The 25,964-nt window shown below is 60.5% G+C and carries 20 protein-coding genes; 14 read left to right on the top strand and 6 right to left on the bottom strand.

From position 1 onward, the window contains the following. Positions 1–75 precede the first annotated feature (75 nt). From FIV05_RS30435 to FIV05_RS30390, 10 genes are all read left to right on the top strand, one after another. Positions 76–444, top strand: a complete 369-nt coding sequence (locus FIV05_RS30435) for a FeoA domain-containing protein (RefSeq protein WP_152512271.1) — start codon at positions 76–78, stop codon at positions 442–444. Beyond that, a complete protein-coding gene (feoB, locus tag FIV05_RS30430; protein WP_152512272.1) occupies positions 444–2,825 on the top strand; it encodes a ferrous iron transport protein B in 2,382 nt (793 codons plus the stop codon). The genes FIV05_RS30435 and feoB overlap by 1 nt, the downstream gene beginning before the upstream one ends. A 585-nt stretch (positions 2,826–3,410) precedes the next feature. Then, positions 3,411–5,147, top strand: a complete 1,737-nt coding sequence (gene dhaL, locus FIV05_RS30425) for a dihydroxyacetone kinase subunit DhaL (RefSeq protein ID WP_152512273.1) — start codon at positions 3,411–3,413, stop codon at positions 5,145–5,147. A gap of 19 nt (positions 5,148–5,166) precedes the next feature. Further along, positions 5,167–5,829, top strand: a complete 663-nt coding sequence (dhaL, locus tag FIV05_RS30420) for a dihydroxyacetone kinase subunit DhaL (RefSeq protein WP_152512274.1) — start codon at positions 5,167–5,169, stop codon at positions 5,827–5,829. Continuing rightward, the gene (locus FIV05_RS30415) at positions 5,829–7,916 is read left to right on the top strand and encodes a bifunctional sugar-binding transcriptional regulator/dihydroxyacetone kinase subunit DhaK (RefSeq protein ID WP_152512275.1); all 2,088 of its coding nucleotides are present in this window, start codon (positions 5,829–5,831) and stop codon (positions 7,914–7,916) included. The genes dhaL (FIV05_RS30420) and FIV05_RS30415 overlap by 1 nt, the downstream gene beginning before the upstream one ends. Positions 7,917–8,047: 131 nt before the next feature. After that, positions 8,048–9,028, top strand: coding sequence for an ABC transporter permease (locus tag FIV05_RS30410; protein WP_286202348.1), 981 nt, complete (start codon positions 8,048–8,050; stop codon positions 9,026–9,028). Positions 9,029–9,107: 79 nt separating this feature from the next. Continuing rightward, entirely contained in the window at positions 9,108–10,109 is a 1,002-nt protein-coding gene (locus FIV05_RS30405) for a substrate-binding domain-containing protein (protein ID WP_023001443.1), read from the top strand. Between the two features lie 78 nt (positions 10,110–10,187). Beyond that, a complete protein-coding gene (locus FIV05_RS30400) occupies positions 10,188–11,792 on the top strand; it encodes a sugar ABC transporter ATP-binding protein (protein ID WP_152512277.1) in 1,605 nt (534 codons plus the stop codon). A gap of 56 nt (positions 11,793–11,848) precedes the next feature. Next, positions 11,849–12,808, top strand: coding sequence for an ABC transporter permease (locus FIV05_RS30395; protein WP_286202349.1), 960 nt, complete (start codon positions 11,849–11,851; stop codon positions 12,806–12,808). Between the two features lie 23 nt (positions 12,809–12,831). After that, positions 12,832–13,776: a sugar kinase gene (locus FIV05_RS30390; RefSeq protein ID WP_152512278.1), complete on the top strand. Its 945-nt coding sequence runs from the start codon at positions 12,832–12,834 to the stop codon at positions 13,774–13,776. 19 nt (positions 13,777–13,795) lie between these two features. Here the strand turns inward: FIV05_RS30390 and FIV05_RS30385 are convergent, their stop codons facing one another. The 6 genes from FIV05_RS30385 to FIV05_RS30360 form a co-directional block, all read right to left on the bottom strand. Beyond that, a complete protein-coding gene (locus FIV05_RS30385; RefSeq protein WP_152512279.1) occupies positions 13,796–14,776 on the bottom strand; it encodes a sugar-binding transcriptional regulator in 981 nt (326 codons plus the stop codon). 168 nt (positions 14,777–14,944) lie between these two features. Then, entirely contained in the window at positions 14,945–15,766 is an 822-nt protein-coding gene (locus FIV05_RS30380) for a DeoR/GlpR family DNA-binding transcription regulator (protein ID WP_209010121.1), read from the bottom strand. 137 nt (positions 15,767–15,903) lie between these two features. Continuing rightward, entirely contained in the window at positions 15,904–16,851 is a 948-nt protein-coding gene (locus FIV05_RS30375; RefSeq protein WP_023001437.1) for a D-ribose ABC transporter substrate-binding protein, read from the bottom strand. A 98-nt stretch (positions 16,852–16,949) separates the two neighbouring features. Further along, complete coding sequence (locus FIV05_RS30370; protein WP_152512281.1) at positions 16,950–17,999, bottom strand: ABC transporter permease; 1,050 nt, start codon at positions 17,997–17,999, stop codon at positions 16,950–16,952. 13 nt (positions 18,000–18,012) lie between these two features. Then, a complete protein-coding gene (locus tag FIV05_RS30365) occupies positions 18,013–19,554 on the bottom strand; it encodes a sugar ABC transporter ATP-binding protein (RefSeq protein WP_152512282.1) in 1,542 nt (513 codons plus the stop codon). After that, complete coding sequence (locus FIV05_RS30360; RefSeq protein ID WP_286202320.1) at positions 19,551–20,225, bottom strand: DUF2291 domain-containing protein; 675 nt, start codon at positions 20,223–20,225, stop codon at positions 19,551–19,553. The genes FIV05_RS30365 and FIV05_RS30360 overlap by 4 nt, the downstream gene beginning before the upstream one ends. Positions 20,226–20,765: 540 nt before the next feature. On the opposite strand from FIV05_RS30360, the gene FIV05_RS30355 reads away from it, so the two are divergent. The 4 genes from FIV05_RS30355 to FIV05_RS30340 all read left to right on the top strand — a co-directional run bounded on the left by FIV05_RS30355 (position 20,766) and on the right by FIV05_RS30340 (position 25,949). Further along, positions 20,766–22,370 (top strand): FGGY-family carbohydrate kinase, encoded by a 1,605-nt coding sequence (locus FIV05_RS30355; protein ID WP_152512484.1) that lies wholly within the window; start codon positions 20,766–20,768, stop codon positions 22,368–22,370. Between the two features lies 1 nt (position 22,371). Continuing rightward, positions 22,372–23,889, top strand: coding sequence for a glycerol-3-phosphate dehydrogenase (locus tag FIV05_RS30350; RefSeq protein ID WP_152512283.1), 1,518 nt, complete (start codon positions 22,372–22,374; stop codon positions 23,887–23,889). A 45-nt stretch (positions 23,890–23,934) separates the two neighbouring features. Further along, positions 23,935–24,867, top strand: a complete 933-nt coding sequence (locus FIV05_RS30345; RefSeq protein ID WP_152512284.1) for a TIM barrel protein — start codon at positions 23,935–23,937, stop codon at positions 24,865–24,867. Positions 24,868–25,013: 146 nt separating this feature from the next. Beyond that, positions 25,014–25,949, top strand: coding sequence for a sugar-binding transcriptional regulator (locus tag FIV05_RS30340; RefSeq protein ID WP_055661105.1), 936 nt, complete (start codon positions 25,014–25,016; stop codon positions 25,947–25,949). Positions 25,950–25,964: the final 15 nt, after the last annotated feature.

Raw genomic sequence — 25,964 nt, 5'->3', positions numbered from 1 at the left:
CAGACTTGACTATGGTCAATTGGGTCGGGTTCTCCCGGTGCTACGCCCTTATTCGGAACAAGAAGGGCCTCGCCAATGTCTGAACCAATCCTGCAAACCGAGAGTGGACAAATAACGCCGCAGCCGACAGCCGATGGCGCGGATGTTCTGACGCTTGCGCATGCCGTGCCAGGCAAGGCGTATCACGTTGTCTGCCTGGGCGAGACGCGCCACTCGCGCATGGAACTTCTTGCGGCCGGACTTGCACCCGACACGGTCATCAATCTTCTTCGCGGCAACGGATTGCGGCCGCGTATCGTGGCCTGTGGCGACATTCGCGCCGCCATCGGCGTGGATCTGGCCTTGTCGGTCCAGCTTTCTCCTTGTGACTGCGGCTGCGGTTGCGACAGCAATCGCCAGAAGGAACAGGCACACGAACACGTTTTCCGGGGGAGGGACGTCTGATGGGCTGTTTTAGTTGTGCCGCACCCGGTTGCGTTCGGCGGGACCTTCTGCCCTGTGCACCGGCCCAGTACCGGGTTTTCCTGCTCGGCCCTGCCAATTCGGGCAAGTCCACGCTTTTTAACATGCTGACCGGCGCCCGGCAAACGATCGGCAACTGGCCCGGCGTGACTGTCGATCGAAAGAGCGGAACGGCTGTCATCAAGGGTCTGACCGTTGAATTCGTCGATCTGCCGGGAATCTCGAGCCTGTCCGCTCCCCAGGCGGAGCGGATAGATGAAAGGGTTGCCAGAGACGCTCTCGTCAACGTGGCGCACGATGCCCTGATTGTTGCGGTGGATCTGTCCGCGCCGCATCGCGGATTGTCCATGTTGCTGCAGGCCCGTGGCAACGGCGTGCCGGTCGTGGCGGTTCTGACGAAGGCCGACTGCTGGACGTCGGCTGCCGTGGACGCAGCCGCGCGGGTTCTGAGCGAACAATTGAATGTTCCAGTGGTTGCCGTTTCCGGCAGAACACTTTCCGGGCTCGATCAGCTGCATGACCAGCTTGCACGTTGCCTGCAAGATCGGCAGCGCGTTTCCTCCCCTCAGGAGACATCCTTGCCCGGCAAGGTCTGCGATGCCTTGGAGGCGTTGCAACAGGTACTGGACGGCAGGCCCGAATATGAAAACGCCAACACCGTTGCCGCATCGCGCCGGTTGATGGAACGGGACTGGCTGACGGAAAAACGCGCGAGACAAGACCTTCTTGAAATCCGTGACCGGTTGATCGAGGAGACCGGACCTGTGGAAGGCGTGCCGCTCGACCAGTATCTGGCGGACGCGCCCCTTGCACAGGCAACCCTTCTGACGCGCCGCATAGATATGCCGCCACCTGCGGGTCGCAGATTCCTGTCCGACAGGTTCGACCGGGTCGCCCTTTCGCCATGGTTCGGCCCGGTGCTGTTTCTTGGCGTGATGTATCTCCTGTTCTTCCTGACGATCAATGTGTCCGGCGTCTTCATCGATCTGTTCGACGGCCTCGGTCAGGCTGCCTTTGTCGATACGCCAGCGCTCGTTTTCCATCAGCTGGGGCTGTCCGGCACGGTCCTCGACATTGCCGTCAGCGCGATCGGTACCGGCATTCAGACGGTCGGGACTTTCGTGCCGGTGGTCGGGTTCCTGTTCCTGTGCCAGATCTTTCTGGAGGAAAGTGGATACATGACCCGCGCAGCCGTGGTCGCGGACCGTGTGATGCGTCGTCTGGGACTGTCGGGCCGCGCCTTCCTGCCGCTTGTGCTCGGTTTCGGATGCACAATTCCGGCGGTGCTGGCGACGCGGACACTCGACACGCGCGCCGAGCGCATATTGACCTCGATGATGGCGCCCTTCATGTCCTGCGGGGCGCGCCTTCCGGTCTATGCGCTGTTCGCCGCTGCTTTCTTCCCGGTTGGGGGTCAGAATGTTGTTTTCGCGCTGTATCTGATCGGCATCGCGGCAGCGCTATTCACCGGCTGGATGCTGGCTCCCAGGCTGACCTTGCAGCGACCCCGGCCTCTGGCAATCGAGCTGCCGATCTACCAGATGCCGCCGCTTTCAAGGGTCCTGCGCCTCTGCTGGGCCCGGATCCGGCAATTCGTTGCCGAGGCCGGGAAGACCATCGTGATCGTGGTTGCGCTGCTGTCGTTTCTGAATTCCGTCGGCCCCGATGGCAGCTTCGGAAATGAGGACAATGGCACCTCCATACTGGCGCTCACAGCCCGGCAGGTTACACCCGTTCTTGAGCCCATGGGCGTCAGTGCCGACAACTGGCCGGCAGCGGTCGGCCTTTTCACCGGCATGTTTGCCAAGGAAACCGTGGTGGGGACCCTGCAGGCTCTCTACGCGTCCGGTGAAACGACAGGTGAGGAGGTTCCCAATCCGATGGAAACCGCACAAGCGACGGTGCTTGCCCTGGGCGAATCCCTGATCGGCCTTGCGGATGCCCTGCTTGATCCACTTGGGCTGGATGTCGGTGACATATCCAGTTTCGAAGCCGCGGCAGGCGAACAGAACGTCCAGCCAGCCGTATTTGCCGAAATGTCCAGGTATTTCGGCAGCCAGAGCGCTGCATTTGCCTACATGCTGGCCGTATTGCTCTACATCCCCTGCGTTGCGACCCTTTCTGCGATTGCTCGGGAAATCGGTGCCGGTTGGGCCGTCTTTGCTGCTGCCTGGACAACGTTTGTCGCCTATTCCGGTGCCACGATCGCTTATCAGCTCAGCCAGATCGGCAGCCACCCCGAACGCTCCCTTTTCTGGCTGGCGCTCATGACGGGACTGATCGGGCTGACCTTCTTCATTAGCCGCACCCTTGGAAGAAGTGGTCCGTCCAAGGCGGATTTTCGACCTTCCGCATCCGGGTGAATTTTACCCTCATAACTAGAAAGTGCCAATTTGTGCCGTCGGGCGTTCAAGGGGTGGCGAAGGGCGATCGATGCTGGGGGCATCTGCAAGGCCTTCGCTTCCCTGTGTCTATGAGAGCAGCCAAAACGCATGTCTGAATGATCATTTAGATCAGTTTCTTAGATCCATTTGTCATTGCCCGCCGTTCTGTCGATTTGGCCGGAGCGAGGTCAAAGTGACGGCATCGAAATTCGTTCTCCAAACAAGTGCAGATACCGAAACCTTAGGTAGTGGGAATGCGGTTCCGGCCCTGGCCGAGATTGCGGCTGCAATGCTGTAGCGTCGCTGGACGACAGCGTCTCGACACGGAAGATGTCAATTTTTGATATTATTCGACTCTTGCTTGACAAATGACAAAATACGGATGAAGCATAGGACCCATCAAGGCCGGACCTGCACGTTCAGGGCGGCTCAGGGAGGAGCTAATCAGCGTCACTCTTGTCTCGGAAACTTCGGTTGGCCGAGCGCGGACCTTTGTTCAAAGGCGTCTCGCGCATGGCTTCCGGGGCTGAGCCCTTCTGTGACGTTTTTTCAAGCGGAAAGAGAATGCAGAGATTTATCAACGACCCAGACAACCTCGTGGACGAGACCGTTGCCGGCTTCGTGAGGGCGCATAGCGACCTTGTCCGGCTGGATCCGGAAAACGACCGTGTTGTCGTGTCCACCACAGCGCCGCGGCCAGGTCGTGTGGGTATCGTCACTGGTGGTGGATCGGGTCACGAGCCGGCCTTTATCGGCTATACCGGCCGGAACCTTGTCGACGCCACCGCTGTTGGCGAGCTGTTCTCCTCACCGACCGCCAAGAGCTTTGCCGACGCGATCCGCGCCGCCGATGGCGGCAAGGGTGTTGCCGTCCTTTATGGCAATTATGCCGGCGACAACATGAACGTGAAAATGGCCAAGGAAATGGTGGCTCCCGACGGCATCGAGGTCGTTACGGTGGTTGCCAACGACGACGTCTGCTCTGCTCCGCTTTCCGAGCGGGAAAAGCGCCGGGGTGTCGCCGGAGAAATCTTCATGTGGAAGATCGGCGGAGCGAAGGCTGCGCTCGGCGGATCATTGACGGAAGTGCAGGCGGCCGCGCAAAAGGCAATCGATGCCTGCCGGTCCGTTGGTGTGGGTCTGGGGCCCTGCACCTTGCCCGCTGTGGGTCATCCCAATTTTTCGATCGAAGCCGGTACGATGGAAGTCGGCATAGGTCACCACGGCGAACCCGGAGTTCGTGTCGAAAAGCTCGCTTCTGCCGATGCCGTGGCCGACGACATGCTGAAGATCGTACTCGATGATCACGGACTTAAGGACGGTGCGGAAGTCGCCGTGCTTGTTTCGGGTCTCGGTGCCACGCCCGTGAACGAGCTTTATGTCCTCTACAACCGCATCGAGACAGGTCTCCAGGCGCAGGGCATTCGTGTGCACAAGGCGTTTGTCGGCAACTACTTCACCTCCCTGGAAATGATCGGTGCGACCTTGACGGTCATGGCGCTCGACAGTGAACTGAAGGAGCTGCTGGACATGGCCGCCGAGGCACCGGGCATGTCGACAGGGAAAGTCGAAGCGCCGGAAGTTGCCGAAGGCGCTCCGACCCACAGGTCACGGGGAAGCCGAAAAGAAGCGCGGTCCACCGTCGCAAAGGATGTCACCATCGAGGGACCTTCTGTGCCTGTTGCAGGATCACGGGAGATCGTGGCGGAAGTTGCCGAGGTGATCGTCGCGAACAAGGCCTATCTTTCCGAAATCGACGGTCTGATCGGAGACGGTGATCACGGGATCAACATGGCCAAGGGGTTTGGTCGTGCCGCGGAGCGTATTTCCGGCAAGTCCCTTTCACTTGATGAGGCGATGAGCGTTCTGTCCGATGTCCTGATGAGCGAGATCGGCGGATCCATGGGGCCATTGTACGGCTTCATGTTCCAGGAAATGGCAACGACCGTTCAGGGGCGCCCCGCCATCGATGCCGACGGGTTCTCTGCCGTTCTCAATGCCGCGCTTGAAGGCGTTCGCCGGACCGGTTCGGCAAAGGTCGGCGACAAGACGCTGATCGACACGCTTGTTCCAGCGGTCGAAGCCTTTGACGGGGCGAAATCGCAAGGGTTCGTTGCTGCCCTTGCCGCCATGCGCAAGGCCGCAGAACAGGGACGTGACAGCACGATCGACCTGGTCGCGAAGATCGGACGTGCCAGCCGTCTGGGCGAACGATCGCGCGGTGTGCTGGACGCAGGCGCGACATCCTGCTGCCTTATCCTGGTGGCACTGGCCGACTCACTTGAAAAGAGGCTGGGCTAAACGGAGCAGCAGACGAACCATGACAAACCTCAACGCAACGCAAATGACCGAATTGCTCCGCATCGTTTCGATGCGGATCGACGAAGCAAGTGCCGAACTTGGTGCCCTGGATGGCGCCATCGGTGATGCCGACCATGGGAACACCATGGCACGCGGATTTGCTGCGGTCGTTACCGCATGCGTTGAGGCTGCAAACCAGGACGTGAAGGCCGGTGCCCTGTTGCCGATTGCAGGACGCTCGTTCCTGAATGCCGTCGGTGCAACGACCGGCCCGCTCTATGCCAGTGCCTTTCTTCGGGCTGGGCAGGCCTTTGATGCGCAGCAGGATATTTCGGTCGATCGTCTCCCGGAGATGGTCGTCTGCTTCTGCGACGGGATTGCACAACGCGGCAAGGCGACCCCGGGCGACAAGACCATGCTGGATGCCTGGGGACCGGCCGCGCGCGCCGTGACAGAAGCACAGCAGAACGGGGCAGGCCCGGTTGCTTGCCTCGATGCGGCGCTGGAGGCGGCGAGCGAAGGGCGAGAAGCCACGCGCGCCATGGTCGCCTCCGTCGGCCGGGCCGCAAGACTGGGTGAAAGATCGCTCGGGCATGTCGACCCGGGAGCCGCCTCCGCAGTCATCATCATTGCCGCATTGCGCGAGGGCCTCACGAACCTCCTGCAAGGGGAGGCAAGCTGATGGTGAAGCGTTCCGGCGGGAAATCCGACAAGGCCATCCTGAGTGAAATGCCGATGCGGTTTGGTGACGATCCGCTGCTGTGGGCTGCCTGGCTCTATTACGAAGACGGCATGACCCAGGCGGACATCGCCAACCTCATGGGGCTTTCCCGGGCGTCGGTAAATACCTATCTGGCCGATGCGCGTACGCGTGGGCTGGTAAATATCGAGATCGAACCGGATCGTTTCCGTTCGGTCATGATTGCAAAGGCCATGAAGGACCGCTTCAACCTGCAGGATTGCCTGGTCATCCCCAGCGAAGGCGGTGATCGCTCTCTGTTCGAACGGCTTGGCGCTGCAGGTGCGCAGGTGCTCAAGAGGCTGGTGCGCGCCGGCGACACGATTGCAGTGGCCTGGGGCCGGTCTGTTCTGTCCCTTGCCGAGGAATTGCACCATCCGGGCCTTGCCGACATTCGCGTCGTTCAGGCGTCCGGCAGCACGACGGCACGTATACCCTGGACCCCGGAGGCCTGCGCCGCCCGCCTTGCCGAAGCGCTCGGGGCTCGTTGGGTACCCCTGTCGGCACCTGCCATCGTATCCTCGCCGGAAATGCGCGAACGGCTTCTGGCCGAAACCGTCCTGTCGGAGCAGATGGTCGTTCTTTCGGAAGCCAATCGCATCGTGATGGGCATTTCGTCGATGCGCCCGGAAAGCACAATTCACACAAGCGGCTTTCTCGACGGGGTCGACCAGCAAGCGCATTATCAGGACGCGGTCGGCAGCGTCAGCGGGCGCTTCATCTCGGCACGCGGGGAACCGGTCATCGGTCCGGTCAACGATCGGACGATCGGCCTTGATCTTGCTGCGTTGCGGGCAATCCCGCAGCGCATTGCCGTTGCCGGCGGCATTGAAAAGGTTTCGGCGATCCTTGCTGCGCTGCGCGGCGGATACGTCAATGTGCTGATCACCGATGCCGCCAGTGCAAGGGGTGTGCTCACGGCGGATGGCTGGCAGGAGCCGAAGCGGCGTTCGCAAGTTCCGGCCCCTGTCGTTGACGGGGCTGCACCGCGCGTCCATCACGGCGGCGACAAGAAACTGATCAACGAAGCACGGGACATTGTCGACGAGAGTATCGACGGTCTTTTGCTGGCGCATGAACCCTTGCTTGCCAAGGTGCCGGGTACCCATCGTGCCGTGATGGCGCGGAACGGGCCGAGGTCCGGCAAGGTCGGCATCGTCATTGGGGGCGGTTCGGGCCATGACCCCGGGTTCTGGGGTTACGTCGGCCAGGGCTGCGCTGATGCTGCCGTCATGGGCAACATCTTTGCCGCGCCGCCGCCTGATCCGATTCTGGCTGCGAGCCGTGCAGTTCATGGCGATGCCGGGCTTCTTTATATCTACGGAAACTTCTCCGGTGACGTCATGAACTTCGACATGGCTGCCGAAATGGCAGCGGCGGAGGGAATTCGTGTTCGTCAGGTTGTGACGACGGACGACATCGCCTCGTCACCACCGGATGCCCGCGGGTCGCGCCGGGGTGTTGCCGGCAACGTCTTCGTTTTCAAGATCGCGGGGGCTGCGGCAGATCTCAATGCCTCGCTCGAGGCCTGCGAAATCGTTGCGCGGCGCGCGGCCGACTGTACCTACACGATGGGTCTGGCCCTGGAGCCGGTAAGGCTGCCCGATACCCGTCAGCCGAGCTACGAGGTCGGTCCGGACGAGATGGAGATCGGGGTCGGCATCCACGGTGAACCCGGTGTGATGCGGCAGAAGATCGTCAAGGCGGATGATGCCGCGGATCTGCTTCTGGACCGCATTCTGAGCGAGATGGCACCGGTGCGCGGCGATCGCGTGGCGCTCCTCATCAACTCGCTCGGCGGCACCCAGACGATGGAACTCTACATTCTGGCACGCCGTGTTCGCCAGCGTCTGAAGGCGCATGGCATCGGCGTTCACCGCACCTTCGTCGGACCGTATTTCACCTCGCTCGACATGAAGGGAGTGTCGCTCTCGCTGATGAAGCTGGACGACGAACTCATCACCCTTCTCGACCATCCCTGCCACACCCCTGCACTGACGGAACTCGGTGAGCAGAAGGGTGGAAAGTGACGAAAAGACAATGGGTTAAAGGTGAATTGTCAAACCTTGAATCAGAGTGATTGACATTTGTCAGATACCCTTGTCTAAATACAATTAACGATCCGGAGTGCAAACGCTCCGGCCCCTGGGAGGAAAGATTGTTGCCTAGAGCTGACCGACAGACGGTGTTTTTGGCGCTGATCAATGTGATCGTGCTGGTCACCGGTGCCCTGCTTGCAGGTGCCAATTTTATCGACAGCTATAACCTGCAGATCATGGCTGCCCAGGTACCGGAGCTCGGCCTGCTGGCACTTGGCGTGACCCTGGCCATGATCTCCGGGAACGGCGGCATCGATCTTTCCGGCATCGCCCTGGCCAATCTTTCCGGCATCGTTTCGTTTCTGGTCGTTCGTACGCTTGTCGTGCCGGGTGATGATCCGCTGCTGTTCTCCTGGACGTTCGCCGGCGTTGCAATTGCGGTCGGTCTCGTCGGTGGTCTTCTGAATGGAATAGTCATCGCCTTTGCCGGTCTGACGCCGCTGATCGCGACACTCGGCACCCAGCTGCTGTTCACCGGTGTCGCCGTCTGGCTGACCAACGGATCGGCGCTCAGCCTCGGATATATTCCGCCGCTCGACAGCTTCGGAAACCTGCCCGTTCTCGGCGTTCCCCTGTGCTTCACGCTGTTTGTCGTGGTGGCCGCGCTGATTGCCTATGTCCTGCGCTATACGCCCTTCGGTGTGAAGCTGATGCTGCTCGGGTCGAATGCCAAGGCCGCTCACTATGGCGGTATTCCGGCCCGCCGCATGATCGTGATCACCTATACGATCTGCGGAATTCTGGCCTCGATCGCGGGTGTCGTCATTGCTTCACGCAATCTGTCCGTCAAATGGGACTACGGCAGCTCCTATGTCCTCATCGCGATCCTGATTGCGGTTTTGGGTGGGGTGAAGCCGGAAGGCGGATACGGCAAGGTGCTGTGCGTTCTTCTTGCGGCAACGGCGCTGCAGATCCTGTCGAGCTTGTTCAACTTTCTCGGAATCTCGAACTTCTTTCGCGACCTTGCGTGGGGTGTCCTTCTGCTCGCCCTGCTGGCCTCGGCTCGCGTGAACTTCAGCATCTGGTTGCCATCAAGGCAATGAACGGATGCGCCGCGGGCCTGAGGGCACCCCGGGCGGCGCAAGAATGAACAGCCCTTTAAAAAACCGTGGAGGAAAGACTATGAAATCAGTCAAGAAACTGGCTGGAAGCGCGCTCGTCCTGAGCACTATACTTGCCGGCCCGGCTTTGGCTGCAGACGAGCAGACCATCACGACGGTCGTGAAGGTTACCGGCGAAAACTGGTTCATCCGCATGAACGAAGGCGTCGATGCCTTCAATGCGGACAAGGAGGCTATCGACGCCACCCAGATCGGCCCGGCACAGGCCGATGCCGCCCAGCAGGCACGCATCATCGAGGATCTGGTTGCCAAGGGCGTTTCCGCGATCGCGGTAGTGCCGATGGATCCGTCCGCACTGGAAGGCGTGCTGCGCCGTGCACAGGGCCGTGGCATCAAGGTCATCGCCCATGAAGGTGACAGCATCGTCAACGCGGATGCCGACATCGAAGCTTTCGACAACGCCGCGTTCGGCACCAAGATCAACGAAGGTCTGGCCGAATGCATGGGCGGTGAAGGCAAGTGGACGACCTTCGTCGGCTCGCTCGGCAGCCTGACGCACAATCAGTGGGTTGATGCCGGTGCGGCCAACGCGGAAGCCAAGTATCCAGGCATGGAACTGGTTGCTGCGAAAAACGAATCCTTCAACGACGCCAACAAGGCGTATGAGAAGGCCAAGGAAATCCTGCGCGCCTATCCGGACATCAAGGGTTTCCAGGGCTCGTCCGCAATCGACGTCATCGGCATCGGCCGTGCGATCGAGGAAGCTGGCCGGTCTGATCAGACCTGCGTCTTCGGCCTGGGCCTGCCCAAGGACACCGGACCTTACCTGGAAACCGGCGCCGTCGACCGGATCTACTTCTGGGATCCGAAGGATGCCGGCTACGTGATGAACGTCGTTTCGGAAAAGATCCTCAACGGCGAAGAAATCACCGATGGCGCTGACCTCGGCGTGCAGGGCTACAACTCGGTCAAGGTGAGCCAGGGTCCGGGCAAGGGCATCATCATTCAGGGTCAGGCCTGGGTTGATGTCGGCAAGGAAAACTACGGCGAGTACCCGTTCTGATCCTCTGACACACGACTGCAAAACAGGGGGCGCGGGAACACCGCGTCCCCGAACCTATCGAATTCACAGGACGTCACCATGCAGCCCCAGCCCGCTCAGTCTCAAAAGACAGGCACGGCGCCTTTTCTAGAGATCCGCAATGTGCGCAAGTCGTTCGGCGGCGTGCAGGCGCTGAAGGATGTCAGCGTTACGCTTCGTGCCGGACAGATCTACCATCTCATGGGTGAAAACGGCTGCGGCAAGTCCACGTTGATCAAGATCATCTCTGGCGCCCAACCGGCGACATCGGGACAGATCTTTATCGATGGCGTGCAGACCGAAGGCGATGTCGCAGGCGATCTCGGTGCCATCGGTGCCCTGCGCGCGGGCATCGAGACGGTCTATCAGGACCTTTCCCTGCTCCCCAATCTGTCGGTTGCCGAAAATGTCGCCCTGACAGGTCAGCTCGTGGAAGCAGACGGCAGTCTCGCCCGGAGGCTGAAGCTGGGGGCGCTTTACGAAACCGCGGCCAAGGCTCTCGAGCAGGTTCATCTGCCGACGGACCGTGCCTTCCTGACGCGCAGAATTGACACGCTTCCTCTTGCAACCCGGCAGCTGGTCGCGATTGCCCGCGCGATTGCCGCAGAGGCACGGCTCGTCATCATGGATGAGCCGACCACTTCGCTCACCCGGCAGGAAGTGAACTACCTGCTTTCCGTGGTCCGGAAGCTTTTGGACAAGGGCGTGACGGTCCTGTTCGTGACGCACAAGCTCGACGAAGTGAAGTCGCTTGGTGGACACGCCATCATCATGCGTGACGGCCAGAAGGTTGCCGAGCGCGATGTGACCACCACCAACAAGGCCGAAATCGGTCATCTGATGACCGGTCGCGAGATTTCCGAGGCCCGGTATCGCACCGAGCCGAAAATCGGCGACACGCTGCTTCAGGTCGAAGGCCTGAGCCAGGGCCGCGCCTTCAAGAACCTGTCGTTCACGGTACGCAAGGGTGAAATTCTGGGTGTGACCGGCCTTCTGGATTCCGGCCGCAATGAGCTGGCCCTCGCGCTGTCCGGTGTCGTCCCGGCAGAGCGCGGCACGATCCGTCTGGACGGCCGGTCGGTTGCCCTGCGCTCACCGGCCGAGGCCATCAGGGAAGGTGTCGGCTATGTTCCCGAAGATCGCCTGACCGAAGGCTTGTTCCTGGAGAAATCCATTCAGGACAACGTCACGCTGCCGGTGTTGAACAGGCTGCGCAACTTCTTCGGAATGATCAGCCAGCGCAAGGCGCGCAAGCTCTCCGAAGACCAGATCACTGATCTTCAGGTGGTCGCGCCCGATGTCACGGTGCCGGTGCAATCGCTTTCGGGCGGTAACCAGCAACGGGTTCTGATCGGACGCTGGCTCACCATCGAACCACGCCTTCTGGTGCTGCACGGCCCGACTGTCGGCGTCGATGTCGGCTCGAAGGACACGATTTTCCGCATCATTCAGCGCCTGGCGGACGACGGCATGGCTGTCGTGATCATTTCCGATGACCTTCCCGAGCTGCTGCAGAACTGCGACCGCATTCTCGTCATGCGACAGGGCGGGATCGTCGCCGACTATGCGGCCGAAGAGATCGATGAAGACGGGATCTACCAGACAATGGCTGCAGGCCCGGCGACGGAAGCGCCGGCGAACATGGACGAGGAAGCCGCACAGTGACCGACATGACCCTTACCAACAGCGGACCCGGCGTGTTCAAGCGCATCTGGGATCTGATGGGCCGCAGACCGGAGCTGTTCACGCTTGCACTCGTCATTCTGACGGTGATCGGCGTTGCGATTGCCAATCCGGATTTTCTTGCGGTCAACAATCTCTTCGACATTCTGCGGGCCTCGGTGGTCCGCGGCATCTTTGCAATGGGCGTGCTTGCCGTTCTTGCCGCCGGCGGGATCGATGTATCGTTTACCGCGATTGCCGCCTTCGTCATGTACGCGCTGACCATGCTGGTCACGAATGTGTTTCCGGGCATGCCGATCTGGGTGATCCTGCCGCTGGCCGCCGCCGGAGGAGCCGCTTTCGGCGTGGTCAACGGGCTTCTGGTCCATGCGCTGCGCACGCCTTCGCTGATCGTCACCATCGGCACCCAGTACTTCATTCGCAGTTTCCTGCTGACGTTCATCGGAACGGCCCTGTTCATGAATATTCCGGCCGCAATGGATGGCTTCGGGAAAGCCTCGCTGATCACGTGGCATGGCACCAATGGTGTGATCTCGACCCTGCCGGTAACAGTGCTGGTGCTTGTGGCCGCGGCTTTTGCGACCTGGTTCATCCTGGAAAGAACGCTCATGGGACGGGCGATCTTCGCGGCTGGCGGCAATCCGGGCATTGCCGAGCGCCTCGGTTTCAATCTGTTCTATGTCCGGTTGTTTGTCTTCGGCTGGGCTGGCCTTCTGGCTGGTGTCGCTGGTATCGTGCATGTCGCTTCGAACCGGCTTGCCAACCCGTTCGACCTTGCAGGCATGGAACTGGAAATCATCGCGGCAGTGGTGCTCGGCGGCGCCAAGATCACCGGTGGTTCGGGAACCGTGGTCGGCACACTGCTCGGCGTTGTCCTGATCACTCTGGTCAGCAACGTTCTTGTCTTCATCGGTATCCCCAGCACGCTTCAACTCGCCATCATCGGCGCCTTCATCCTGCTGGCGGGCACGATCTTCGCATTGCGCAACCGCGCCTGAAACATACTTTCCCGGGAGGAAAAATGAGCCACGATGCTGCTGTCATAGGCCTTTACATTCTTGACGTTCTCGGTCGTCCGGTCGATGCCATCCCCGAGGGCGGCAATGTCGAATTCATCGACGAAATTCGGTTGACGGTTGCCGGTACCGCGGGCGGTACGGTGATCGATCTGGCGAAACTCGGGCTGAACTGTCTGGCCGTCGGAGCGGTCGGCGACGATGAAAAGGCCGACTTCGTGCTGTCGACACTCGGCCGGTTCAAGGTCGACACGAGCTTGATGCAGCGGCTCGAGGGCGTGCCGACTTCGGCAACCATCCTGAACGTGCGTCGCAACGGCGACCGTCCGGCCCTGCACCAGCGCGGCGCGTCCGATCATTTCGATGTTCCCACCGACATGCTTGATGCCGTTCTGGCGCCGTCAATCATTCACCTGGGTGGAACCGGACTGCTAGCCAAACTGGACGGCGAGCCGAGCGCGAGACTTCTGGCGGAGGCCAAGAAACGTGGCCGCACGGTCACCTTCGATCTGCTGGGAGCCAACGAAAACACAATCGATCTGCTCCTGCCGCTGCTTCCGAATGTCGATTATTTCATGCCGTCGATCGAAGAAGCCCGTCTGATTTCCGGTGCAGGTGACATCCAGGAAGCAGGACGTTTTTTCCTGGATCGCGGCGTCAAGCAATGTGTCTTCACGCTCGGCGGTGACGGCGTCTGCTTCATGGATCACAAGGGCGAGTTTGTCCGCCAGCCTGCGTTCGAGATTTCCGTCGTGGACACGACCGGCTGCGGCGACGCCTTCGATGCAGGGTTCATCACGGCCCTTCACCACAAGATGGATCTGAAGACCGCGCTGAACTTTGCGCAGGCCTCGGCGGCGCTTGTGGCGACGGGGCTCGGGTCTGACGCAGGCATCAAGAGCTTCGAGGACACTGTCAACTTCATGAATTCGGCAAAGGTTCTTGCCTGACAGACAGAACGCGCGGGCCTCAGCCCTTGAGGAGGGCCCGCGCCGTTTCCAGGTCGGTGACAAAATGGGTTGCATAGCCACCCTTCAGCGTTGCGCGGATTGCCTCGAGCTTTGACAATCCGCCTGCCACGCAAAGTCGGCGTGGAATGGTGCGCAGTTCGTCGAGTTCGATCCCCATCATGCGCTTGTCGAATTCCCGCGTTATCTGATTGCCCTCCTCATCGAGGAACCGGCAGATCAGAACGGCTTTCGCGCCGTCTTCACCGTAGGCGTCGATTTCCTCGTCCGTCGCGATGTCGGCAAAGCGGATGGTGCTTTCCGGCCCAAGGCCGCCGAGCCCGAAAACGATCGTACGGGCTTGCCGGATCATGTCGAACTGGCGTTCGAGGGCAGGTTCCCGTCGCAGCGCCTGGCACAGGTCTGCACTGGACAGAACAGCCGGTGCATTCAGGTTCATGCTGATCGCACCAAGCTTACGGGCCATGATTGCGGTGCAGAGTTCTGCCGAAAAGTCGCGCTTGCTGGTCGCTGCTCCTGTCACCTGAACCACCGTGACCCCGTCGACGTCGCTCATGGGTTTCAACGCATCGGCAACCGCAAGAACAGTCTTGCCCCAGGAAACACAGAGGATCTCACCGGGGTCGATCATCCGCTCCAGCTGGCGCGCACCGGCTGCACCAAGGGTCAATAGCCGTGTCTGGGCATCCGCGCCGGGTTGATGCTGCACCACCAGCGTTTCGCTGAGGCCAAAGCGTTCGCATATCTCCCGCGAGAGGTCGGAACGTGCCATGACGCCCGCATCCATGGCGATGCGAACGACACCCCGCTCTCGTGCTTCCTGAAGATAGTTCACGATGGTCGCGCGCGAGACACCGATGATGCCGGCAATGTCGCTCTGGTTGAGCGATTCTTCGTAATAAAGCCAGGCTGCCCAGACGACGACATCGTCAAACTCCGCAGGTACGCGGCGGTTGATCTCTCGAGACGGTTCCATTGTCATGACCGCTCCCCCCTTTGTTGCCGATCTGAATTGCACGATTTCGGCCGATAGTCCAATTGCCGAAAAGTGAATCTGACTTTTGGCAACATTAAGTAACATTTGTCATTTCCTTGCAACAAAAGACGACAATGTTACGATTGTCTGGAGACAAGAATTTTCGAGAGGATCTCAGGCAAGCCGGACGTCGATTTTTCTGGACAGCATTCGGTCGACAAGCAGCGGGGGAACGGCGGTATTCACGACCACCGCGTCGTAGTCACGAAGATCATTGCCACCGTAAAAGGCCTTCTTGTCGAACAACCCATGGCTGGCAACCAGGATGTTCCGTCTAGCCTTTTCCTGCATCGCTTTCCGAACAGCCAGGTCTTCTTCGGTCTCGTAGAAGGTCTTTTCCTCGAAGATCGCATCCGCAGAGACAATCGCCGCATCCGCATCGATGTCGTTGATTTCCCGGATCGTTTGCGGACCGTGGAAACAGCCAGACCAGGATTTGAATGTCCCGCCGAGCCCGATGAGAGAAATATCGGGAAGCTCGCGGAAATCGTTCATCAGATCGAGGGAGTTGGTCACGATGGTGAGCGGCACCTTGCTGGCGAGGTACCTGGCTGCGTGCCTGAGAATCGGGGAGCCTGCGAGAAGAACGGTCTGGCCGGGCTGGATCAGATCCGCAGCGACCGCTGCGATCGCCTGATAGTGGCCGGCGTCAGTTGCCGCGGTTTCAGCCGGTTCAGGTAAACCAGCAGCACTGGTTCTGGAGGTGATCACACCGCGGGACTTCGAGACAAGCCCGTCCTCGACCAGCGTGTCGATATCGCGATGGACCGTCATCAGGCTGATGCCGAAGCGTTTCGAAATCTCGTCGATGCGCGCACTCTGGCGGCTGTTGACGTAGTCGGCGATCAAACGCCTGCGCGCAATCTGGCGCGCCTGTCGGCTGTCGGTGGGAAGGTGGGGCCGGTTTCCGGGGGAACTGGTGTTGTCCGATGCCACGCTGTGTCGCTTCTGCTGCTGCTCGATCAGCTTCACTTAACGTCAAAGTCTGAATTTGGCAAAGTGGCAGCGTTGCGGTCCGGTTGCCCGGAAAAAAGCGGAGGCACCTTGCGATGCCTCCGTCAGGTGGGGAGGTATTATTGGGTCAGGGTAAAGGCCGCCGTGACCTTGTCGACGTTGTCGGCCGTGATCAGCACGCAATCGAAGAGCTGTTTTTCGCTTTCAGCGCCAGTGGAGCCGGTCTTGATGTACTTGTCGGCCTGGCGGATTGCTTCGGCGGAGAAGACTGCAACCGGCTGCAGCACGGTGTACTGAAGTTCGCCAGCACGGATGGCAGCGACCGCGTCCGGTGAACCGTCAAAGCCGCCGACCTTCACCTGGTCAAGCTTGCCGGCTTCCTTCAAGGCGGCGATTGCGCCGAGAGCCATTTCATCGTTGCCGGAAATGACGCCGATGATGTCCGGATTGGCCTGAAGCATGGACTGCATCTTCTGATAGCCCTGGGTACGGTCCCAGTTGGCGACTTCCTGCGCTGCCTTTTCCAGATCCGGATACTGGGTCAGCACGGTTTCAAAACCGTTGGAACGGGTCGCTGCGTTGTTGTCGGACGGCGCACCGAAGAGCTCGACGTATTTGCCCTCTTCACCAACGGCTTCCACCCACTGCTGCGCACCGATTGCAGCGCCCTGGGCGTTGTTGGAAACGAGCTGTGCCTGGGCAAGGCCTTCCTGGTTGATTTCAGCGTTTATGAGGAACACCGGAATGCCGGCGGCCACGGCCTTCTTCACCGCGCCGACGGAACCGTCTGCGTTGGCCGGGTCGAGAATGATTGCCTTGGACTGGTTGGTGATCGCGGTATCGATCAGGGTGCTTTCGGTGTTGGTGTCACCTTTATGGGCGCTGACCTGGGCCTCGTAACCGAGTTCTTCCGCAGTAGCCTTTGCCACATGGCCTTCGGTGTACCAGTAGGGGTTGGCCGGGTCGTTGACGATGATCGAGATCAGGCCGTCGGCAAGAGCCGGGCTTGCAATCATCGGCAGGACGGCGGCAGCGGCAAGCAGGGTCCGTCTGGTAAATTTCAACATCGAGTATTCCTCCCTTAGCGTGAATGGGGGTCGCCAATTGGCGGGTATTCCCGCTCCCTAAGTCCTCCGGGAGCGGCGAAATCTGATCGAGGCGGTGGCTACTTCTTTCGGGCGCCGCCGTACTGGATGGAGTTCATCAGGACGGCGAGCACGATCACGGCGCCGGTGAAGACGGTCTGCCAGTAGGACGAGACGCCGATGATCACGAGGCCGTCGGACAGGAAGCCGATGACGAAGGCACCCAGCATGGTGCCTCGGACGGTGCCTCGGCCACCGGTCAGGGCTGCGCCACCGATCACCACAGCAGCAATTGCGGTCAGCTCGTAGGTCGTTCCCGCAGTCGGGCCAGCGGATGTCAGCTGGGACGAGAGAACAAGACCTGCGATGGCCGCAAGAATGCCGGAGAGCGTATAGACCGACACTTGCACCTTCTTGACGGGAACGCCGGAAAGATCAGCCGCATGGGCATTGCCGCCGGAAGCGTAGAGCCAGCGACCGAAGGCGGAACGGCTGAGCATCAGACCGGCAACGATCGCAAGTGCCGCCAGCACCAGAACACTGATCGGCACGCCGAACAGACGGTTGAAACCAAGCCAGTCGAAACCGGTGTTTCCAAGCGCAGGATCGCCTGACAGGTTGTTGTAGGTGAGGCCGTTGGTCATCAACAGGGCGATACCGCGGGCGACATACATGACGCCGAGCGTTGCCACGAAGGCCGGAACGCGGAACCAGGCAATCAGGATCCCGTTCACCGCGCCAACCAGCGCCCCGACGACACAGGTAATGACGACCACCGCCCAGACCGGCGGATAGACGATGACGCCGAAGGCATCCAGAACGATGCCCTGCATCTGGAAGCCGGCAATGACACCGGACAGGGCCAGAATGGAGCCGACCGAAAGGTCGATGCCGCCGTTCAGGATCACCAACAGCATGCCGATGGCCAGAATGCCGTAGATCGCCACATGCGAGGACATGATCAGGAAGTTCCCGACCGTGAAATAATGCGGCGACAGGAACGAGAAAACGGCAATGATCGCGATAAGGGCGAAGAAAGCGCGGCCTTCGAGAAGGAGCCGTCCTATATTGTGCTCGCGGGACTGGCGGTTCTTGGCGACCGGTTGCGTGTTGGCGCTCGTAACGCTCATGATCTGATCTCCGTCAGGCGACCACGGCTTCGCCGGAGGCGGCCATGATCTTTTCCTTGCTGATGGTTGAATCGAATTCCGCCGAGATCCGGCTCCGGTGCATGACGATGATGCGGTGGGCGATGGACAGGCATTCGCCGACTTCCGAGGTCGAGTAGATGACGGCCAGACCTTCGCGGGCACGTTCGGCCAGGAGCCGGAACACTTCCGCCTTGGCGCCGATATCGATGCCGCGGCTTGGCTCGTCGAGCATGATCACCTTCGGCTCGGTGGCCAGGATCTTGCCGATCACGACCTTCTGCTGGTTGCCGCCAGACAGCGAACCAATCGCCGCGTCCGGTCCGGAGGTCTTGACGGTGACCTTGCGGATGCTGGTTTCGATGAGATCGGATTCCAGCTTTCTGGACGTGAAGATGCCGCGCGTGAAATCCATGATGGAGGCAAGCGACAGGTTCTGGCCGACCGTCATTGTCTGGACGAGGCCGTCCTTCTGCCGGTCCTCGGGAACAAGCGCGAGACCGTTGGCAATTCTCTGGCCGATCGAGAGTGGCGAGACATTGCCGCCGTTCAGGAGGATGTCTCCCGTCTCCTGCTTCAACCGCCCGGCGACGGTTTCCAGAAGTTCGGTGCGTCCGGCGCCCATCAATCCATAGATGCAGACGATCTCGCCGGCTTTCACGTCAAGCGACAGGTCGTCGACCACGTTGTAATCCGCGCCTGACGGGTCGGCGACGGTCAGATTGCGAATGGAAAGGGCGGTTTCGCCAAATTCGTAACCGGTCGGTGGTGAGCCGAGATCATAGTTCTCGCCCACCATGTTGCGGACGATCCATTCCAGGTCGATATCGCTGCGTGGCGCATAGGCGGTCATCACGCCGTCCCGCAGGACAACCGCGTGATCGGTGATCTGGAGCGCTTCTTCCAGGTGATGGGAAATATAGACGATGGAAACGCCGCGGCTCGTCAGGTCGCGAATGACCTTGAACAGCACTTCCACTTCCGATGCGGACAGGGCAGAGGTTGGCTCGTCCATGATCAGGATGCGGCTGTCATATGAAAGCGCACGGGCAATTTCGACGATTTGCTGCTGGCCGAGGCGCAAATCCTCAACCGGCGTCAGCGGGTCGATATCCTCTTCCAGCTCCACCATCAGCGCTCGCGTCTGGCGTTCTTCCTCCGCGAAGTCGACCCCCATCGGTCCGCGAATTTCACGGCCCATGAAGATGTTGTCCCGCACGGAAAGGTTCGGCGCCAGGCTCAGCTCCTGGTGGATGATGGAGATGCCTCTGTCTCGGGCTTCGGTGGCCGAGGCAAAGGTGATCGGTGCGCCATCCAGGATGATTTCACCCGTCGTCGGCGTCGTGATGCCGGACAGGATGCGCATCAGGGTCGACTTGCCGGCGCCGTTTTCACCGAAAAGGGTGGTGACCTGGCCACGGTGAATGTCGAAGTTGACACCCTTCAGAGCCTGGATCGCACCGTAGGATTTGGCGACATTACGCGCGGCGAGCACGACTTCGTCTTCAACTGCGGCAACGGGATGGATCGCGTTCATCGAACGGTGACCTCCGTCGGTGTTACCAGCCAGTTCTTGGGATTGATCAGGCGGAACGCGCCGGTGACCTGAATGGTCTTGCCGGTGAGGGCGCTCGTGTCGAGGCCTTCAAGCACCACCTGCTTCATTGCCCGGTTGATGGCGGAAGCGGCGTTTTGATACTCGATCTGGTTCTTGAAATCGCCGAAGGCGATATCCCCCGGGACATCGCGAAGATCCGTGCCGTTGATGGCAGGACCCGTCTGGACGCGAACCCGGATTTCCGACGGCACACCGTCGATCGTGACGTTGTAAAGTCCCGACTTTCCTTCGCCGACGACACCTTCGAACTTCACCGGAATGATCGAACCGGTAGACGAAGCCGTGCCGTAGGTTTCGGCCAGCTTTGTTTTGTCGGAAAGCGCCAGGGCTCCGATCTCGCTAGCTTCGACGGCCTTCTGCGCAACGAAGTCACGAATACGCGGGAAAGTGTCCACGCCATAGACGTCAGGTGAAAAAGCCTGTTGCCGAATGTCGCTCTCGGAGCCGACACGCACGACCTTGGTATCCAGGGCAATGGCACCGGCCACCACAGCGACGATCGCGACCGTGATCCACTTTCCATAGCTGGGCTTCACGAATGAGGCGCCGCCGACTGCTGTTTCGACCTTGGCCATATCTTCCTCCGGCATGCAATTCTCGTTCGGCCGCGAAAAGGCTTGCGGCCGGCATGTTCTTCTCGTGTCAGTAGCTGGATGCGTCGGGCGCCCGTTAACCGCGCCCGTTCAGCACGTTCTTAGCGGCTATGCGCGACTGGATGCGCAAATGACCGGTGCTGCGTGCGGCATTGATCCGCGATGCGCTTCCGGACGACCGTCATTTCTAACGTGAAAACCATTGTTCTCCTCCCAGTCCGCGCTTGCGCGGCTTTTTCGTTTGAGGGTCCCGTTCCTGCGAACGTTGCTCCCACCCTCGCACCGGGAGAAATGCCTTCTGCATGCCTCCCGATGACAATCACTCTAGATGAAATAAATTACGTTGTCAGTAAAAAAATACATGCACATGAGATAATAGTGTTATATATAGACTGCAGAAGCTTCGTCCCGAACGGCGCATGCAGGGCTGTGCAAACAGTCAGGATCTGCGAGAGTCCGGTCAGTTGAAGCTTTCTGGGAGGAATGAAATGCAAGCCGAAATAGCGGCTCTTGAGCATGGCTCGGGCGGTGGACGCCATCATGCATAAGGGCGACATTCTTATCGGAATCGACTCCGGCACGTCCGTGGTGAAAGCGGTGGCGTTCGACCTTTCAGGCACCCAGATTGCGGTGGCTTCGGTCACGAATGCCTATGACACCGGCGCCGGAGGTGCCGCGACCCAGTGCATGAGCCGAACCTGGCAGGACTGTGTCACAGCCCTGAAACAGCTTGGTAATTTGGTCGAAGGCCTGAGCGGGCGGACTGTCGCGATCGGCGTGACCGCGCAGGGAGACGGAACCTGGCTGGTGGGGCGGGACAATGTTCCGGTCGGTGACGCCTGGCTTTGGCTTGATGCCCGCGCCGCACCTACTGTCAGCCGGCTGGAAGGAAATGCGCTGAACCGGGCCCGGTTCGAGGCAACGGGAACAGGGCTGAATACCTGTCAGCAAGGCGCCCAGCTTGCGCATATGGACCGGTTTGATCCGGCAAGCCTGGACCGCGCGGAAGTCGCGCTTCATTGCAAGGACTGGCTCTACCTGAACCTCACGGGTGTCCGGGCAACGGACCCGTCCGAGGCTAGTTTCACTTTCGGCAATTTCCGGACCCGGCAATATAATGATGTGGCTATCGAAGCGCTCGGCCTCAGGCACCGGCGGCATCTGCTGCCGGAGATCGTCGAGGGAACGGAAACGACCCACGGGCTGAGCGATGCAGCCGCGAAGGTGACGGGCCTTCGGGCTGGGACACCGGTTTCGCTCGGCTACGTCGACATGGTGATGACGGCACTTGGCGCCGGTGTCTACACGGGCGAAGCGGATGCCGCTTGTTCGACGATTGGCTCCACCGGTGTGCACATGCATGCCAAGCCAGCAGAAGAAGTGCACCTCAATGCTGAAGGCACAGGTTATGTGATTGCGTTACCGGTGCCGGGCATCGTCACCCAGGTGCAGACCAACATGTCGGCTACGCTCAATCTTGACTGGGTTCTCAACATTGCCGCGGACGTGATGCGCGGCATGGGACAGGATGTCTCTCACCGCGATCTGGTGTCCCACATCGAGGGCTGGCTTGCCGCCGGCAAGCCGGGAGCCATCCTCTATCACCCCTACATCTCTGAAGCTGGCGAACGCGGCCCCTTCGTCAATGCCAACGCCCGCGCCGGATTTACTGGGCTTTCCGCCGCAAATGGCTACGCGGATCTGGTGCGTGCGGTGGCGGAAGGTCTCGGTATGGCCGCCCGTGATTGCTACGCCGCAATGGGAGCACTCCCTTCCGAACTTCGGTTGACCGGAGGCGCGGCACGCTCCCCGGCACTACGTCAGATACTGGCAGCTGCGGTGAACGCACCGGTTCGCGTCTCGGCGCGGGACGAGGCCGGAGCGGCGGGTGCCGCAATGATGGCGGCGGTTGCCACCGGCGTTTATCCGGACATGCGCAGCTGCATCAGCGAGTGGGTCACGCCCTTGCTTGGACAGGCGGAAGCACCCGATCCCGGCCTGGTCCGGTCCTACGAGACTATTTTCCCGGTCTTTGCAGGTCTTCGCAGGGATCTTGCAGGCACATGGGACCTGCTCGCGAAACTGCGCACCGAGAGCCGCGACGAGACGGAACCTGCCAGCAGTGTCACCACAGGAGCATGAAATGACGAGCGAAACGCAGACGATCGATCTTTTGGTGATTGGTGGTGGCATCAATGGCGCCGGCATTGCGCGCGACGCTGCCGGCCGGGGACTGTCCGTCTGGCTCTGCGAAAAGGACGACCTTGCGCAAGGAACGTCATCCCGGTCGGGCAAGCTGGTTCACGGTGGTCTGCGGTATCTGGAATATTATGAATTCCGGCTCGTGCGCGAAGCACTGATCGAGCGGGAAGTGCTCATGAATTCTGCCAGCCATATCATCTGGCCCATGCGCTTCGTGCTGCCGCACAGCCCGGCGGACCGCCCGGCCTGGCTTGTGCGTCTCGGCTTGTTTCTCTACGATCACCTGGGAGGCCGCAAGAAGCTGCCGGGCACCCGGACGCTCGATCTGCACAGGGATCCGGAAGGCGCGCCGATCCTCGACAATTACAAACGCGGTTTCGAATATTCCGACTGCTGGGTCGACGATGCCCGCCTTGTTGTCATCAACGCATTGGATGCCTTCGAGAAAGGGGCCCGGGTTCTCACGCGTACGGCTGTTGCCAGCGCGCGCCGCGACAACGGCGTCTGGCTGGCAACATTGCGCAACAGCGAGACCGGAGAAACGTCAACAGTTCGAGCCAGGTGCATCGTCAATGCGGCAGGTCCCTGGGTATCCGATGTCATCTTGAACGTAGCCGGATCGAATTCCAGCCGGAACGTGCGGCTGGTCAAGGGAAGCCATATCGTCGTGCCGAAGTTCTGGCAGGGACAACAGGCCTATCTGGTCCAGAACGACGACAAACGGGTGATCTTCATAAACCCCTATGAGGGCGACAAGGCCCTGATCGGGACCACGGATATCGCTTATGAAGGCCGCGCCGAGGACGTGCAGGCCGAAGAATTCGAGATCGAATATCTGATCAAGGCCGTGAACAGGTACTTCAAGGCAAAGCTGCGCCGGTCGGATGTCCTGACGTCCTTCTCGGGTGTGCGTCCATTGTTCGACGACGGCAAGGGCAATCCGTCTGCCGTAACGCGCGACTATGTGTTCGATCTCGACATGACGGACAATGTCCCGCTTCTGAATGTCTTCGGCGGCAAGATCACGACATTCCGCGAGCTTGCAGAGCGCGCGATGCACAAGCTTGACCGGATCTTCCCGCAGATGGGCGGCGACTGGACGGAAACCGCCACGTTGCCTGGCGGCGAAATTCCGAATGCGGATTTCGAAAGCTTTTCGGAAACGATGCGGGAGGCTTATCCGTGGATGCCGCGCGCCCTTTTGAAACACTACGGGCGCTGCTACGGGGCAAGAACCAGCCGGATAATCGGCTCGGCCACCGCACTGGACGGGCTTGGCAGACACTTCGGCGCGCAACTCTATGAGGCCGAGGTGCGCCATCTCGTCAATGAGGAATGGGCGCAGACCGCCGATGACATCCTGACCCGGCGGACCAAACACGGCTTGCACCTGAGTGCGGATGAAAAAGCAGCCTTCTCGAGCTGGTTCAACGCCGAATACGCCGCACGCGCCGCCTGATATCCGGCTCGGACGCCTGCCATTTCCCCGACGACTGGACACTTCATGCCCCTGACGCTTTCGCTCAACACAAACCCGCTGGTCAATCGCTACGCGGATCCCGCGGATCTGATCGAGACGGTTGCACGCGACCTGAAGATCCGCGACCTGCAGCTGACGCACGAGTTCGTCAACCCCAGCTGGCCGGCGCCCCTTATCCGGCGGTTGACGCGCGAGATGTCGGCGTCACTTGCCAGGACAGGAGTGCGGGTGACCAGCGGTATGACGGGCCCCTACGGCCGTCTCAATCATTTCGGTCATCCAGATGCCGATGTGCGGCGTTATTATGTAGACTGGTTCAAGACCTTCGCCGACATCATTGGTGATCTCGGAGGCGTTTCCGTCGGCACCCAGTTCGCGATTTTCACCTACAAGGATTACGACGATCCGGTTCGGCGGGACGACCTGATCAGGATCGCCATCGATTGCTGGGCGGAGGTTGCCGAACACGCGAAGGGGGCGGGTCTGGAATATGTTTTCTGGGAGCCGATGAGCATTGGCCGGGAATTCGGTGAGACCATAGCGACCTGCCTTGCCCTTCAGGAGCGAATTTCCGCCACGCCGATGGCCATTCCGATGTGGATGATGGCCGATATCGACCACGGTGACGTGACCAGCTCAAATCCGGACGATTTCAACCCCTTTGCCTGGGCCGAAGCCGTTCCACGGGTGTCGCCGATCATTCACATCAAGCAGAGCCTTCTGGACAAGAGCGGCCATCGGCCCTTTACGGCGGAATTCAACGCCCGCGGCCAGATCCATCCCGGGCCGCTTCTGGAAGCTTTGGCGAAAGGCGGCGCCGAGGACAATGAGATCTGCCTGGAACTCAGCTTCAAGGAGCGCGAGCCAAATGACCGGCAGGTCATTCCGCAGATCGCCGAGAGTGTTGCCTTCTGGGCACCTCATATCGATACGGGCCAGCAGGATCTCAACATCTAGCTGATCGCGTCTTCGGCTATTTGCCAACGGGCTTGCGGTAGCAAGGCCCCGATATCTAAGCTATTGAAATCAGGTGACCGTCGCGGTTCGGCTGGCGGCGGCAAGCGGCATTGCGAATTATTGGGAAGGTACGCAAGGTGAGGGATATCGACCCGGAGGAATCGCTCGCGACGCGGGCTGCCTGGCTGCATTACGCCGGTGGACTGACACAGGCGGCCGTGGCAAAGCGGCTCGGGGTTGCCTCGGTCAAGGCGCACCGGCTGATCGCAAAGGCGGCTGCCGAAGGGGTGGTGAAGGTCTCCATTGATGGTGCGATCATCGAATGCGTCGAGTTGGAGGACAGCCTCTGCGACCGTTTTGGCCTCGAATTCTGCGATGTCGCCCCGGATCTGGGCGAGCCCGGCATGCCGCTGCGGGCTCTGGGCCAGGCCGGTGCGGATTTCATCCGCCGGGAAATCGAGCGCAAGGAGCACAAGGTCATTGGCCTTGGCCATGGCAGGACGCTTTCCAACGCTGTTCGTCTGATGAGCCGCATGGATGCAGGCGGTGTCCAGTTCGTGTCCCTGCTCGGCGGATTGACCCGCAACTTTTCCGCCAATCCGTACGACGTCATGCATCGCCTGGCCGAAAAGACGGCAGCGAGCGCTTTTGTCATGCCGGTGCCCTTCTTTGCCAATTCGTCGGAAGACCGGGAGGTGCTGCTCGCGCAGCGCGGGGTTCAGGACGTGTTCGACATGGCAAACGCAGCCGATATCAAGCTCGTCGGCATAGGCACCGTCGAGCCGCAGGCGCAGCTGGTCTCGTCCGGCATGATCGAACTCAGTGAGATCCAGGAAATCAAGGCCGGTGGCGGCGTTGGTGAAATGCTCGGCCATTTTTTCGATGCCAGTGGACGGACACTCGAAACGACCCTGACTGCCCGCACGCTTGCGGCCACGCTGGATGAACGGGCCGACAGTCAGATCATCGCGATTGCAGGTGGCCCTGAGAAGATCGAGGCCATTCGCGCTATCTTGCGCAGCGGACGCCTGCGTGGCCTCATCACCGACGAGACCACCGCGCATGCCCTGACCGGAGCGTGACCGGTCAGGATGCGC

This window comes from Labrenzia sp. THAF191a, from assembly GCF_009363335.1.
Classification (GTDB): Bacteria; Pseudomonadota; Alphaproteobacteria; order Rhizobiales; family Stappiaceae; genus Roseibium; species Roseibium algicola.
This window is presented reverse-complemented; position numbering and strand designations above follow the sequence as displayed.

Bases quoted from the DNA above. Each gene is read 5' to 3' on its own strand.
- FIV05_RS30435 (WP_152512271.1), top strand. From the start codon at position 76: ATGTCTGAACCAATCCTGCAAACCGAGAGTGGACAAATAACGCCGCAG.
- feoB (WP_152512272.1), top strand. From the start codon at position 444: ATGGGCTGTTTTAGTTGTGCCGCACCCGGTTGCGTTCGGCGGGACCTT.
- dhaL (WP_152512273.1), top strand. From the start codon at position 3,411: ATGCAGAGATTTATCAACGACCCAGACAACCTCGTGGACGAGACCGTT.
- dhaL (WP_152512274.1), top strand. From the start codon at position 5,167: ATGACAAACCTCAACGCAACGCAAATGACCGAATTGCTCCGCATCGTT.
- FIV05_RS30415 (WP_152512275.1), top strand. From the start codon at position 5,829: ATGGTGAAGCGTTCCGGCGGGAAATCCGACAAGGCCATCCTGAGTGAA.
- FIV05_RS30405 (WP_023001443.1), top strand. From the start codon at position 9,108: ATGAAATCAGTCAAGAAACTGGCTGGAAGCGCGCTCGTCCTGAGCACT.
- FIV05_RS30400 (WP_152512277.1), top strand. From the start codon at position 10,188: ATGCAGCCCCAGCCCGCTCAGTCTCAAAAGACAGGCACGGCGCCTTTT.
- FIV05_RS30395 (WP_286202349.1), top strand. From the start codon at position 11,849: ATGGGCCGCAGACCGGAGCTGTTCACGCTTGCACTCGTCATTCTGACG.
- FIV05_RS30390 (WP_152512278.1), top strand. From the start codon at position 12,832: ATGAGCCACGATGCTGCTGTCATAGGCCTTTACATTCTTGACGTTCTC.
- FIV05_RS30385 (WP_152512279.1), bottom strand. From the start codon at position 14,776: ATGACAATGGAACCGTCTCGAGAGATCAACCGCCGCGTACCTGCGGAG.
- FIV05_RS30375 (WP_023001437.1), bottom strand. From the start codon at position 16,851: ATGTTGAAATTTACCAGACGGACCCTGCTTGCCGCTGCCGCCGTCCTG.
- FIV05_RS30370 (WP_152512281.1), bottom strand. From the start codon at position 17,999: ATGAGCGTTACGAGCGCCAACACGCAACCGGTCGCCAAGAACCGCCAG.
- FIV05_RS30365 (WP_152512282.1), bottom strand. From the start codon at position 19,554: ATGAACGCGATCCATCCCGTTGCCGCAGTTGAAGACGAAGTCGTGCTC.
- FIV05_RS30360 (WP_286202320.1), bottom strand. From the start codon at position 20,225: ATGCCGGAGGAAGATATGGCCAAGGTCGAAACAGCAGTCGGCGGCGCC.
- FIV05_RS30350 (WP_152512283.1), top strand. From the start codon at position 22,372: ATGACGAGCGAAACGCAGACGATCGATCTTTTGGTGATTGGTGGTGGC.
- FIV05_RS30345 (WP_152512284.1), top strand. From the start codon at position 23,935: ATGCCCCTGACGCTTTCGCTCAACACAAACCCGCTGGTCAATCGCTAC.